This is a genomic window from Flavobacterium sp. SH_e (assembly GCF_025717045.1).
Classification (GTDB): domain Bacteria; phylum Bacteroidota; class Bacteroidia; order Flavobacteriales; family Flavobacteriaceae; genus Flavobacterium.
The window spans coordinates 417251-431377 of sequence record NZ_JAOVZN010000006.1 but is presented as its reverse complement, the minus strand read 5'-3'; the positions used below and the strand labels follow the sequence as shown (position 1 = coordinate 431377).

8 protein-coding genes are annotated in these 14127 nt (G+C 31.3%); 5 read left to right on the top strand and 3 right to left on the bottom strand.

All coding sequences use genetic code 11. The annotated features are described in order from the left end of the window. Window positions 1–18: 18 nt before the first annotated feature. A complete protein-coding gene (locus OD917_RS12775; protein WP_263523875.1) occupies window positions 19–1653 on the bottom strand; it encodes a S8 family peptidase in 1635 nt (544 codons plus the stop codon). Between the two features lie 300 nt (window positions 1654–1953). On the opposite strand from OD917_RS12775, the gene OD917_RS12770 reads away from it, so the two are divergent. The 3 genes from OD917_RS12770 (at window position 1954) to OD917_RS12760 (ending at window position 9907) form a co-directional block, all read left to right on the top strand. Then, entirely contained in the window at window positions 1954–6360 is a 4407-nt protein-coding gene (locus tag OD917_RS12770; RefSeq protein ID WP_263523874.1) for a T9SS type A sorting domain-containing protein, read from the top strand. A gap of 3 nt (window positions 6361–6363) precedes the next feature. Beyond that, window positions 6364–7068 carry a hypothetical protein gene (locus tag OD917_RS12765; protein WP_129745927.1) on the top strand — a complete coding sequence of 235 codons (705 nt, stop codon included), beginning with the start codon at window positions 6364–6366 and terminating at the stop codon, window positions 7066–7068. Window positions 7069–7246: 178 nt separating this feature from the next. After that, complete coding sequence (locus tag OD917_RS12760) at window positions 7247–9907, top strand: leucine-rich repeat domain-containing protein (RefSeq protein ID WP_263523873.1); 2661 nt, start codon at window positions 7247–7249, stop codon at window positions 9905–9907. Window positions 9908–9982: 75 nt separating this feature from the next. Here OD917_RS12760 and OD917_RS12755 read toward each other — a convergent pair whose 3' ends face one another. Next, on the bottom strand, window positions 9983–10840 hold the full coding sequence (locus tag OD917_RS12755; protein ID WP_263523872.1) for an MBL fold metallo-hydrolase: 858 nt from the start codon (window positions 10838–10840) through the stop codon (window positions 9983–9985). Window positions 10841–10915: 75 nt separating this feature from the next. Beyond that, window positions 10916–11842, bottom strand: coding sequence for a hypothetical protein (locus tag OD917_RS12750; RefSeq protein WP_263523871.1), 927 nt, complete (start codon window positions 11840–11842; stop codon window positions 10916–10918). A gap of 332 nt (window positions 11843–12174) precedes the next feature. Between OD917_RS12750 and OD917_RS12745 the strand changes: the two genes are divergently transcribed. Continuing rightward, complete coding sequence (locus OD917_RS12745; RefSeq protein ID WP_111286450.1) at window positions 12175–12504, top strand: HesB/IscA family protein; 330 nt, start codon at window positions 12175–12177, stop codon at window positions 12502–12504. A 91-nt stretch (window positions 12505–12595) separates the two neighbouring features. Further along, complete coding sequence (gene sufB, locus OD917_RS12740; RefSeq protein ID WP_263523870.1) at window positions 12596–14044, top strand: Fe-S cluster assembly protein SufB; 1449 nt, start codon at window positions 12596–12598, stop codon at window positions 14042–14044. Window positions 14045–14127 lie beyond the last annotated feature (83 nt).

Below are 14127 nucleotides of genomic sequence, written 5' to 3'. Positions count from 1 at the left end.
TTAATAGTGTTTTTATGTTTATTTTTTAGACATCTTCTCCGCCATTAATAAAGCATTGTAAGCATTTACCATTTTTGCAGTTTTCGATGATTCCTCAGAAGAAACTGCTGGTGGTCTTTCTCCAGGATTTTCACTAGTGCCTAAAACAACTTTTGAAGGAAGCGCTACTCCAGAATCCATTAAAATCTTTTTAACCTGAGCTGCTTTCAATTTTGGATAGTAAGAACGAATCAATGCTGCTACACCGGCTGCGTTTGGAGATGCCATTGAAGTTCCTTGTAAATATTTGTATTTATTGTTTGGAACTGTTGCATATATTTCTTCACCTGGAGCAAAAACGTCAACGTTTATTTTTCCAAAGTTTGAGAACGGTGCAATAACGTTTTCTCCATAAGATTTGTTAATTGCTCCAATTGTAATTACATTATCTGTAAACTCTTTTACATTGTCTTTAGAATCATTTGGATAGTTGATGTTCTTTGTTTCATCAATATTATAACCATCGTTACCAGCAGCGTGAACAATTAAAACATCTTTTTTTGCTGCATAAGCAAGGGCATCATACACCCATTGTTTTTGCGGAGAAAAGCTTTTTCCAAAACTTCCATTGATTACTTTTGCTCCATTATCTACTGCATAACGAATTGCCAAAGCGATATCTTTATCGTACTCATCTCCATCTGGAACTGCTCTTACGGTCAAAATTTCAACGTTTGTTGCTACTCCGTCTCCTCCTAAATTATTTCCTCTAATTTGAGCAATAATTCCGGCAACGTGAGTTCCGTGAAGTGCTTTTTCTTTATCTGGTCCAAAAACGATGTTATTCCCGTAATGATTGTCTTTAATATCGTTTGGATTATCGCCAACAATTTTTCTTCCGTCAAAATCTTTGTTCAAGTTATAATCTATTTGATCATATACTTGATCTTTATATTCTCCAAAATCAGCTTCTGGATCAAAAGTTGGTCCTGCATTTGTGAAAATTTGAGTCATAATCGCTTTACTTCTCAAAACATTTGGGTCTGCTGAAGTAATCGAACTTAAATCTTCAATTTTGTATGTAGTTTTATTAAGCTCTTTTTTAATTGTATTATGAACATCAAGTAAAAAATCTACTTGCTGTTTATCTTTTAAAGCTTCTTCATATTTCTCTGTATATTGCGCTAAAGCTTCTTTGTATTGGGCTGAACCATCATCTCCCTTTTTAACAACACGAGTCATTTCTAGATTTTCGTGAACCGCATTTCCAAGAAAATTCCATCCGTGAACGTCATCGATAAATCCGTTTTTATCGTCATCGATTCCATTTCCTGGAATTTCTTTAGGATTTGTCCAGATCATTCCCTGAAGATCTTCGTGCTCAATATCGACACCGGAATCTACAATTCCAACAATCACTTTCTGCCCTTTTTTACCTTGCAGTAACTCGGCGTAAGCTCTGTCAACACTCATTCCCGGAATAGAATCTTTTATCAAATCAAGGTGACTCCATCTTTTTAATTCATTTTCACTAACTGGAGCTTTTTTTACGACTGCCAGAGGAGCTTTTATAAACTCTTTAGGAGCCGAAGCCTGTGCTTGCATCGTAGCATTACAACCTGCTAAAACAAGGAATGCAAAAGCAGATAATTTAAGAGGTTTTATATGATTCATGTATCTATAAATATAAGTAAAGTTAAAAGATGGGTCTAAATTATGCTTTTTTGTTACAAAAAACTAACCGTTAACAATGTGTTATGAAATTTTAAATGAAATTATGCAAAATCAGAGCATTATCAAATGATTAAAAATCAAACAATTAAATATAATTTGTTTTCAAAAAATATACTTTGGATTTACTATTTATTTTATAAATGTAAAAAAAACAACAAATAATACAGTCTTTACGGCTTCACGTAAGGTTTCTCGGATTTAATTGGGTAGAATTGTGCAACCGAATTCTAAATTTTTTCTATGAAAACAAAACTACTCTTGTTGCTGTTTCTGGCAAATTTTTCTATTTACGCGCAAACCAATTTAGTTCCTAATCCTGGATTTGAAACTTGGGTCGCAGGCGTACCCGAAAATTGGACAATTGCAAATACTGTCAATTCCAGCTATAACTCTGCTGAAGGCGCAATTAGCGCTATGTTGTCTTACACAACTCAGTCTCCTAAAATTACAACTGAAATTGCACTAAAAGGAGGTGTCACTTATACCATTAAATTTAAGTATAGGTATCTTACAAACAATTTTGATGGAACTCATCCTATTTCGTTGAATATTTCAAAAAATGGCAGTTCTGCTTCCTTATCAAGCAGTACGTTTGCTACAAATAACTCTTGGACTGAAAAAGAAGCTTCTTTTACTCCAGATGTAGATCTTTCTTATGATTTATCAATATCGACTTTTAGTTTTGATGCTGCGTCCTTTAATGTTTTAATTGATGATGTTCAGGTATATGTTCAGGGAACAGAACAATATACCTCGATTCCTGATGAAAATTTTGAAAAAAAATTAATCGAACTAGGATTTGATTCTGATACACCTGATGGAAGGGTACAAACTGCAAAAATTGCAAAAGTTACCTATCTGAATATTAATAATAGTTCTATTTCTGATTTAACAGGAATTGAAGATTTCAAAGCTTTAGAATCTTTATTTGCTGGTAATAATAAATTAACTTCAATTAATGTTTCTAATAATCTTACGCTGAAAAATTTAGACATCTCATTTAATCAAATTTCAAGTCTAGACATCTCAAAAAATACGAATCTTGTATTCTTAAACTGTAATTACAATGCTTTGCCAACTATTGATGTTTCGGCCAATGTTAATTTAAAAGACATAAATGTTTATTCCAATAAATTAACAGCGATTGATATTTCAAAAAATATAGCTGTGGAACAATTTAGCTGTGGTTCTAATAAAATTGAAAGCCTAGATCTTTCCAATAATATTAATTTGCAAAATTTATCTTGTAACAATAACAGCTTAACAGCATTAAATATTTCGAAAAATACTGCCTTAACTAAATTAAGTATTGAAACCAATAAAATAGCATCATTGGATGTTGATCAAAACTTAGAATTATCGAAAGTAAGCGCATCATATAATAAATTAACGCAATTGAATGTTTCTAAAAACATAAAATTGACTGATCTGGAAGTTTTCGAAAATGAAATAACAAGTCTTGACGTTTCGAATAATGCACTTCTTACAAAATTAAATTGCCGTTATAATTATATCGAAGCTTTGGATTTATCTAAAAATACCGCATTAGTTTATTTTGACTGCAGCGCGAACAAAGCTTTAAAGACTTTAAATCTGCAGAACGGAAAAAACGATTTGCTCTCAAGTTCTTATTTAAATTTTAGATCAAATATAAATTTATACTGCATTCTTGTTGATGATGTTGATTATGCAAATACAAACTGGAAAAACAAAGATGCTTCAGTAGATTATACTTCAACTTGTACAACTCCAAAGTATACTTTAATTCCGGATGTTGAGTTCGAAAAAAATCTAATTAAAAATGCAATAGATTATGAATTAGATGGTAAAGTATTAACTCAAAAAATTGCAACTGTTGAATCTCTTAACCTTAGTTACGAACAGGTAACAGATCTTACAGGATTAGAAGATTTTACAGCCTTAAAAACATTTTATTGTTCAAAAGTGAATGTTCAAAATTTTGATTTTTCGCACAATACTCAATTAACCGGCTTATTTTTAGACAACAATAATTTAGATGCAATCGATGTTTCTAAACTGTCAAAACTTCAAACTTTATCAGTAGCGAACAATAATTTAACAACTATTGATATTTCTAATAATCCTTCACTTTCAAGTCTTACTATAAAAGAAAATAAACTTAAGGATTTAAATGTTTCTAATAACGCTGAGTTAACGTATTTAGATTGCACTTCTAATCGTTTAAGCACTCTAGATGTTTCTAATAATCAAAAATTAGCAACTCTATATGTTAGCAGCAATGCGTTAACTGAAATTGATTTAAGTAAAAATATTGCTTTAAAAGAATTTGCAGCAAGTGCAAATAAATTAACAAACCTGAATGTTACTAAAAATACCAATTTAACTAAGATCGGCATTTATTTAAATCAAATATCAAACCTGAACCTTTCTAAAAATACTGCTTTAACATCTTTAGATTGTGCCTACAATGCATTAACTGCTCTTGATATTTCTAACAACAAACTGCTACAATCATTAAACGGAAATACTAATCAAATTACAAGTTTAGATATTTCTCAAAACCCTGATTTAACTTATATAAGCGTTGGAGCCAATAAATTTAAAACGGTTAATTTAAAAAATGGGAATAATGTTAAAATTACCTATTTAAATCTTTACAACAATCCAAACTTAAGTTGTATTCAGGTTGATGATGTTGAATATGCAACTGCAAATTGGAGCTCTGAAAAAGATGCTTCGGCTAGTTTCAACTCTGATTGTGCTTTCTATACTTCAATTCCTGACACTGCCTTTGAGCAGAAATTAATTGATCTTGGTTTAGATACTGACGGAAAAAACGGCAAAGTACTTACGGCAAACATTTCTAGCTTACAGTCATTAGATGTTTCTGATAGCCAAATTAATGATTTGACAGGAATACAGGATTTCATTAGCTTGGAATCTCTTAATGCTGATAAAAATAATTTAACTCGTGTTGATCTTTCAAAAAACCAAAATTTAGTACGTTTAAATATTGCTCAAAATCAATTAACAAATCTAAATTTGATTAATAATGTTTTACTCCAAGGGATTTATTGCAATAACAATGTACTTAAAACACTTGATTTATCTAAAAACTCAAATTTAACTGAAATTTACTGTCCTGATAACAAGCTGGTTTCTCTGAATCTAAAAAATGGAAACAATGCTTCTGCTGTTGAGCCAAACATCAAAAATTTTACTAATAATCCTGATTTAACCTGTATTCAAGTTGACGATGCAGATTATTCCAACACAAACTGGAAAAATTTTAAAGATGCTACAGCAAATTACAATTCAAACTGTGATTATTTTACCGCTATTCCTGACTCAAAATTCGAAGCCAAGCTAATTGCTTTAGGAATTGATAAAGATGGTGAAAATGGAAAAGTAGCCACTTCGAGCATCATGTATGTAACAGAATTAGATTTATCTTCAAGTTCAATTACAAACTTAGATGGTATCCAAGATTTTATTTCTTTAAACAAATTAAATGCTAAATCAAACCAGTTAACCACATTAGACTTGAGCAAAAACACTGCTCTTACCACACTAAATGTAGATTTCAATACTTTAACAACTTTAAACGTGAGCAGTAATCAATATCTAACGAATTTATCTGTTTATTACAATAAAATTTCGACTTTAGATATTTCTAACAATACGGCTTTAACTTCTTTAGATTTAAGCTACAATCAACTTAACAGTTTAGACGTTTCAAAGCTTAAAGGACTAACTTATCTAAGAGTCAACAATAATCAGTTAGTAAATCTAAACTTAAAGAATGGTAAAAATGAGTTATTAACAAATAGTAATTTTTCTTGTTTAGGAAATTCAAACCTAACTTGTATTCTTGTCGATGACGTTGATTACGCCAACACAAACTGGTCAAATAAAAAAGATGCTATTGCAACTTATAATACGGAATGTACTGGAGAATTGGTTTTACCAGTAGATAACTTTACTGTTGAAACTAAAGGAGAATCTTGTCTTGGAGAAAACAATGGAGAGATCAACATTGCCGGAAAAGCTTCATTTGGATACTCTGCAACAATAAATGACAAGTCGTATACTTTTACAAACAACGCTTTACAAGTTACGAGTTTAACTCCAGGCATTTACAGCATCAAAATCACTATTCCTGATATGATCTTTGAGCAAAACTTTAATGTAACTATTGCAAAAGGAGCAACTATTACTGGAAAATCTAATGTAACTTCTAAAAAAGTAGATGTTGAAATCACAGAAGGAACTGCTCCTTTTACTGTCTTTATTGATGGTACAGAGCAATTTCAAACTACTGACACAAACTTTAGTGTTGATGTGAACAAAGCAGGATTAATTGAAGTTACAACTGCAAAAGCTTGCGAAGGCGTATTTGCTAAAAAAGTTACTTCTGCCGAATTAGGAACAATACCTTTAGCTTATCCAAATCCAACTTATGGAATTATAGAAATTGAAATTCCGGGTGCTAAAACTGAAACTGCGATAGAATTATACAACTTCGGAGGTCAGCTGGTTTCTAAAAGAACATACAACACTGAAAGCGGAAGGGCTCTTTTAAATCTTGAAAATTTACCTGCAGGTATTTATGCTGCAAAGATTTACTTGGAAACTCCTGAATACATTAAAATCATAAAAAAATAAAAAATGAAGAATTCTATATATTTATCAATTGTTTGTTTACTATTTGCTGCCTGTGGCGGAGGTGGCGGAGACGATCCAGAAGTTACTCCGCCTGCTGCTAATACTGCACCTACAGTTCCTGTATTAGCTGCACCAGCTGACAATAAACTATGTTTAGACAACAATGTTTCTTTTCAATGGAATGCCTCTACAGATGCGCAGAAAGATGTTATTGTCTATCAGATTCAAATTGCAAAAGACAACGGATTTGCGCAAATTGTAAGCACACTTGAAAATTCATCGCTTTCAACAAGCAGTTTAGCTTTAGATAAAAACACAGCATATTATTGGAGAGTAAAAGCTACGGATAGTAAAGGTTTATCAAGCGCTTATTCTTCAACTTTCAAATTTTACACTGCTGGAACTGCGGTCGTAAATCATTTGCCATTTGCTCCGACTTTAACTGAGCCTGCAATAAATAGTAGATTAACGACTACTTCTGCAACTTTAGGCTGGATAGGATCTGATGTTGATACTGCAGATCAGTTAACGTATGATGTTTTCCTTGATATTGTAAATCCGCCAGTCAAAAAAGTTGGTGACAATATTAAGCCAAATACATTAAATGTAACTTTAGAATCGACTAAACAATACTACTGGAGAGTTGTTGTAAAAGACAATCAAGGCGGTGAAACTGTTGGTCAAATCTGGAAGTTTCAAACCAATTAAAAATTAGAAATAGTTAAAAATCCCATTTTCATTCAGTTGAAAATGGGATTTTTTTATTTGAATATTTCTAATTGTCATTCTTTTATCTTTTTTAAAATTTCTTTTGCGTTACGTCTTTCCGTAAAAAATAATAAAATGGATATTGTATCATTGCAAATCCAAAAACTGCATTTAGCCTATGAAAACAAAATTACTCTTACTGCTATTATTAGCTAATTTTTCTATTTACGCCCAATATACCAATATTCCTGACCTCAATTTTGAAAAGGAATTAATTAGACTTGGTGTTGATTCTGGAACTCCAGATGGTAAAATACTTACTTCTAAAGCTTCAGCATTAAAAGAATTATATCTTGGCGCTGCATCTATAGCTTCTCTCGAAGGAATTCAAGATTTTACCTCTTTGGTTTCTTTACAATGTGATGGTAATGATTTAACAACTTTAGATGTATCTCATAATAAGGCTTTAACATATCTATCTACTGGAGAAAATAAACTAACCAGTTTAGATGTATCGCAAAATATTGCTTTAGAAGATTTATATTTTTATAAAAACCAAATATCAGATATAGACTTGTCTAGGAATGTTAATCTAAAGATGCTGAATTTTACCCAAAACTTAATGTCAAAATTGGATCTTAATTACAATAAGTCTCTAACACAATTGTTCTGCGACAATAATTTATTACCACACTTAGACCTTTCGCAAAATACGATGTTGACAGATTTAATATGCGGATATAATCAATTAACAACTTTAGATGTTACTAATAACCCTTTATTAAATGGTTTATATTGCAATAATAATCTAATTACAAGTCTTGATCTTTCTCAAAATCCAGATTTGATAAGAATAGAATGTGCAAACAATCTTTTAACCAGTTTGAATATTTCAAAAAACCCTGTAACTATTATAAATTGTGAAAACAACAAATTAACTACTCTTGACATTTCGCAAAACCCATTGATAACAACTATAAATTGTGGTTCAAACGAATTAACGGGCCTAAACTTAAAAAATGGTGCAAATAATATTCTACAAACTCAAACTTTAAATTTCAAAAACAATCCAAATTTGACTTGTATTCAAGTTGATAATGTGACTTATTCAAATGCAAATTGGGCTAGTAAAATAGATGCAACTGCAAATTTTAATAATGAATGTGCTAATTTATACACCTTAATACCTGACGCTAATTTTGAGCAAAAACTAATTAATTTAGGGATTGACACTGATGGATTAAATGGAAAAGTTCTTACTTCTAATATTAGCACTGTAAAGTTCTTAGACCTTACCAAAAGTAATATTTCAGATTTAACAGGAATACAAGATTTTGTATCATTAACTGATTTGTATTGTGGTCAAAATTCATTAACAACATTAAATATAAGTAAAAATACCGCTCTAACTACTCTAGATTGTAATAACAATAAAATAACCTCTTTAGACGTAAGTAATAATATTGCTTTGCTTAATTTGAGCTGCTATTCGAATCAATTAACATCTTTAGATGTTAAAGCAAATACAGCACTAACAAAATTAGATTCGGGTTCAAACCAATATACTTCTTTAGATGTAAGCTCAAATACTGCTTTAACATTTTTAGGCTGTAATACAAGTCAATTAACTACTTTAGATGTAAGTAATAATACAGCTTTAAAGCTGCTGGATTGCCGCGAAAATAAATTAACCTCATTGGATGTTTCTAAAATCACTACTCTAACAGAACTATATTGTCAATCTAATCAATTAACAATTTTGGATGTAAGCAAAAATAAAGTTTTAGAATATGTAAACTGTTCAAAAAACCAACTAACCACTTTAGATCTTAGCGTAAATACTTCCATGGTTGGTTTATATGCTATTTCTAATCAATTAACGAGTCTAAATTTGAAGAATGGAAATAATAAAAATTTCCTTCTAAACAATTATACAAAATTTACTAACAATCCAAATTTGACTTGTATTCAAGTTGATGACGCTGTTTATTCAAACGCAAATTGGGCTACTCTTAAAGATGCAAATGCAACTTATAATACCACATGTGAGGCAACAACTGTGGTGCTTTCAGATACTAATTTCGAACAAAAATTAATTGATTTAGGAATTGATACTGATGGTTTAAACGGAAAAATAACAGTTGAAAACGTAAGTTCTGTTACAAGTCTGGATCTTTCAAACAGCAACATCAAAGATTTAACTGGAATCGAATATTTTACTTCATTGACAACCTTAGACGTAAGTAATAACCAACTTACTTCTCTTGATGTTAGTAACAATTTACTTCTTGAAACACTAGATGCTTCTTCAAATCAGCTTACAACATTAGATTTATCTAAAAATACTAAGCTTACAATTGTATATGTGGTTCATAATCCTTTGGTTTCTCTAAATCTTAGAAACGGAAACAATGCTAACTTTATTCTGCCATCAAATACTGGTAAAAAATCAGCTTCTGGATACACTTCTTTCTTAGGACTTACAGCTCTTAGCTGCATCCAAGTTGATGATGAAAATTATTCAAATGCAAATTGGTCAAACATAAAAGAATCGACTACTGTTTATGCTAATACTTGTAAAAATCTAGGTGTTGATGAATCTACTCGTACTCAAGCTGTGATTTATCCAAATCCGACTAAAGGTGAGTTAAACATTAAAAACCAAAACTTAGAAAAAGCAAACGTTTATAATACGCTTGGCCAGCTTGTAAAATCATTTACTCTAAATTCTAGCAATACAGATAATAGCATCAATTTATCTGGACTACCAAAAGGAGTTTATTATATATACTTAATTAGCGGAGATGCTGCTTCAGCGAAAAAAGTGATAGTAGAATAGATTTCAATGCTTAAAATAAAAAATCCCATTTTCAGTAATATTGAAAATGGGATTTTTTATGTTTAATTTATTCGTTTAAAGAATCTCTTCGCAAGTAAAAATTTTTTTTAATCGAACGCCTTTTTCTGTATGTTCAACCGTTATAATTTGATTATGTGCATCATGCTCCAAAAACAAATAATGATTATGATCTGCTGCTGCGTTTAAAAACTTAGATTTTTCAGGCATTGTCAGCAAAGGTCTTGTATCGTATCCCATTACATACGGAAGCGGAATATGTCCGGCTGTAGCCAATAAATCGGCACAAAAAACAATCATTTTGTCATTATATTTAATGTACGGAATCATTTGTTTTTCGGTATGACCGTCAACGTAATAAATTTCAAAACCTAATTCTTTTGAAAAACCAAAATCAGATTCAGGTCTTTCAATAAAGTTCAATTGTCCGCTTTCTTGCATTGGAAGAATATTTTCAGACAAGAAAGAAGCTTTTTCTCTTGCGTTTGGTTTTGTAGCCCATTCCCAATGATTTTCATTCGTCCAAAATTTTGCATTTTTAAACGCTGGTTCATAACCTGTTTTATCAGAATTCCATTGAACGCTTCCCCCACAATGATCAAAATGAAGATGCGTCATAAAAACATCTGTAATATCATCTCGGTTAAAACCATATTTTGCTAAAGATTTATCTAAAGAATGCGATCCCCAAAGCGAATAATATCCAAAAAATTTTTCTGATTGTTTATCGCCCATTCCGGTATCAATTAATATAAGGCGATTTCCGTCTTCGATCAATAAACAGCGAGCTGCAATGTCAATTAAATTATTGGCATCGGCAGGATTGGTTTTATTCCAAATAGTTTTAGGAACAACGCCAAACATCGCGCCGCCATCCAACTTAAAATTTCCAGATTCTATAGGGTAAAGTTTCATGAGAATGATTTTCTAAAAGAACAAAGCTAGAAAATTCAAACTCCTTTTGCTAGGATTTAATGCTAAAAACTTCGATTATTCTAATGTAACCGAAGTACTTCCCATGATTTCTTGCCTATCAAAATAGTTCACAAAATAAGTTCCTTTCTTAAACTGATCTGCATTTAAAATACCATAAGCGTTTACAGACTTTCCTTGAAAATCTGTACTAACAATAAAGCTATAAACCAGCGCTTTGTCGTTTCCAAACTCAATTAGTTTATTATCACCTAAAACCGTGTTTTTTTGATCTAATACCTGAATGTAATAAACTCTTTTTCCTGTTTTTGCAACAGCATTTCCATTAACAGTAAAACTAATTTTAAGCTTTTTAGTATTCTTCGCCTTAGTCGTTTCTAATTCTGTTCCAGAACTTTTTTCGCGAAGTGCTACTGCTTTAAAATTGCTCAAATAAAGTTTTGAAGCATCTTTAAGAGTAGATTCCAATTTCTTTTGCTTTAAAAGCAAAGTATCATTTTCTGCTTTTTGCTGATACATGACAACATTCTGACTTTCAATCTCAGTCAATAAATTTTTATTCTGAGATTTCAACTTTTTAATTTCCTGGACTCTGCTTTCCAAAGCAGAATTCAAATCTGATAGCTGATTTCGATAAATTTTAATTTGTTCAGCCGATGGATTATTAGAAACTTTAATAATTGCCATTAGATTTTCGACATTCTTACGCTCTAATTCTAATTCTTTTGACAAAGCTGTTTTTTCTAAAATAGCCTCATCATAAGCTGTTTTTAATGTATTTAAAGAATCTAAAATATTCTTTTGTTCACTTGCTTCCTTACTCTCAGACGAGATTATATTTACAATATTATCTTCTTTAGCTTTAGCTTCATTTTCATTATTATCAGTCTCATTACTAAAAACGAGAACCGCAGCGCCCGCTCCTAAAACAAAAATTATTGCAAATAAGGGTTTAAACCACTTAATTTCATTTTGTTTTTTCATAATTACTCACAATTTCCTGCAAAAATATTGAATAAAAAATGACTATAATCAGTATAAATACTTGTTTTTTAACATTTAGGAGCGATCTTTGCTGCTTAATTTTAAAAAAAAAGTTTTTTGAAATTGTCGAAACTGTTTTTAAGATCGATTTTACCAAAATAAGTAATATCTATTTTCTCATTTGTTATAATAATGTGAACCGTTATGGAAAAAGGTTTTTAAGTCGTATCTTTGCAGACAATTTCTATTTAACATTGAAAATTAGCGTTTTAAATCTGTACTAAATTCATTACAGATCAAAAATGTTCATTAAAAACAAACATCTAAGAACAATGATAAAAGTTTCTGATACTGCCAAAAAGAAAATCATCGATTTGATGACTGATGATGGTTTTGACGCCGCACACGACTACGTAAGAGTAGGTGTAAAGAGCGGTGGATGCTCTGGTTTGTCTTACGATTTAAAATTTGACAAAACCAAAGGAGAAGACGACAAAATATTCGTTGACAACGACATACAAATTGCTGTTGAAAAAAAATCATTCCTTTATTTAGCTGGAACTATTTTAGAATTTTCTGGCGGATTAAACGGAAAAGGTTTCGTTTTCAATAATCCGAATGCAAGCAGAACTTGCGGATGCGGAGAATCATTTTCTTTATAGTTAAAAGCCGAAAGCCATAAAATCTTCAAAGACTTTAACTGGCTTTCAAACTTTGGACTTTAAAAACTTTAAGACAACATTAAAAAATATAATGAGCAAATACACAGAAGACGATTTAAAAATCGAACTGGAAACTAAAGAATATGAGTACGGATTTTATACCAATATAGAATCTGAGACTTTCCCTATTGGCTTAAACGAAGAAATTGTAAGAGCTATTTCGCTTAAAAAAGAAGAACCTGAATGGATGACCGAATGGCGCATCGAGGCTTTCCGTGCCTGGAAAGAAATGATTGAGCCAGAATGGGCAAACGTAAGTTACGAGAAACCAGATTTTCAGGCTATTTCATACTATTCAGCTCCAAAACAAGTAGATCCTAATAAAACTTTGGATGATGTTGATCCGGAATTATTAGAAATGTACAAAAAACTTGGAATTTCTCTTGACGAACAGAAAAAAATGAACAATATCGCTATGGATATTGTAGTCGATTCTGTTTCTGTTGCTACGACTTTCAAGAAAACTTTAGCAGAAAAAGGAATTATTTTCTGTCCAATTTCTGAAGCTATAAAAGAACATCCAGAATTAGTAAAAAAATATTTAGGTACTGTTGTTCCTCAGAAAGATAACTTTTATGCTGCGTTAAACTCAGCAGTTTTCTCTGACGGAAGTTTCTGTTATATTCCAAAAGGCGTTAAATGCCCAATGGAACTTTCAACGTATTTCAGAATCAATCAAGCAGGAACTGGGCAATTCGAAAGAACTCTAGTTATTGCTGACGAAGGAAGCTACGTTTCTTACCTTGAAGGATGTACAGCGCCAAGCCGTGACGAAAATCAATTGCACGCTGCTGTAGTTGAATTGATCGCTTTGGATGATGCTGAAATTAAATATTCAACCGTTCAAAACTGGTTCCCTGGAAATAAAGAAGGAAAAGGTGGAGTTTACAACTTTGTAACTAAAAGAGGTTTATGCGAAACAAACGCTAAAATTTCTTGGACACAAGTTGAAACAGGTTCTGCTGTAACTTGGAAATATCCTTCTTGTGTGTTAAAAGGAGATAATTCGGTAGGAGAATTTTATTCAATTGCTGTAACAAATAATTTCCAACAAGCTGATACTGGAACAAAAATGATCCATTTAGGAAAAAACACTAAATCGACTATTATCTCTAAAGGTATTTCGGCTGGAAAATCACAAAACAGCTATCGTGGTTTAGTGCAGATTTCTCCAAGAGCAGAAAATGCAAGAAACTTTTCTCAATGTGACTCGTTATTAATGGGTAACAATTGTGGTGCGCATACTTTCCCATATATCGAAAGTAAAAATCCATCTGCAAAAATTGAGCACGAAGCAACTACAAGTAAAATTGGAGAAGATCAAGTTTTCTATTGCAACCAAAGAGGTATTCCGACTGAAAAAGCCATTGCCTTAATTGTAAACGGTTTCAGTAAAGATGTCTTGAATAAACTTCCAATGGAATTTGCTGTTGAAGCTCAAAAATTATTAGAGATTTCTTTAGAAGGATCTGTAGGTTAAAAAAGTTTCAAGTTTTAGGTTTCAAGTTTTTGATCCGAAACTTACTTTTGCAATCATTAAAAAAGAATTTTATATCATATTAA

Excerpts from the sequence above, each read along its gene's own strand:
- OD917_RS12775 (WP_263523875.1), bottom strand. The coding sequence starts at position 1,653 with ATGAATCATATAAAACCTCTTAAATTATCTGCTTTTGCATTCCTTGTT.
- OD917_RS12770 (WP_263523874.1), top strand. The coding sequence starts at position 1,954 with ATGAAAACAAAACTACTCTTGTTGCTGTTTCTGGCAAATTTTTCTATT.
- OD917_RS12765 (WP_129745927.1), top strand. The coding sequence starts at position 6,364 with ATGAAGAATTCTATATATTTATCAATTGTTTGTTTACTATTTGCTGCC.
- OD917_RS12760 (WP_263523873.1), top strand. The coding sequence starts at position 7,247 with ATGAAAACAAAATTACTCTTACTGCTATTATTAGCTAATTTTTCTATT.
- OD917_RS12755 (WP_263523872.1), bottom strand. The coding sequence starts at position 10,840 with ATGAAACTTTACCCTATAGAATCTGGAAATTTTAAGTTGGATGGCGGC.
- OD917_RS12750 (WP_263523871.1), bottom strand. The coding sequence starts at position 11,842 with ATGAAAAAACAAAATGAAATTAAGTGGTTTAAACCCTTATTTGCAATA.
- OD917_RS12745 (WP_111286450.1), top strand. The coding sequence starts at position 12,175 with ATGATAAAAGTTTCTGATACTGCCAAAAAGAAAATCATCGATTTGATG.
- sufB (WP_263523870.1), top strand. The coding sequence starts at position 12,596 with ATGAGCAAATACACAGAAGACGATTTAAAAATCGAACTGGAAACTAAA.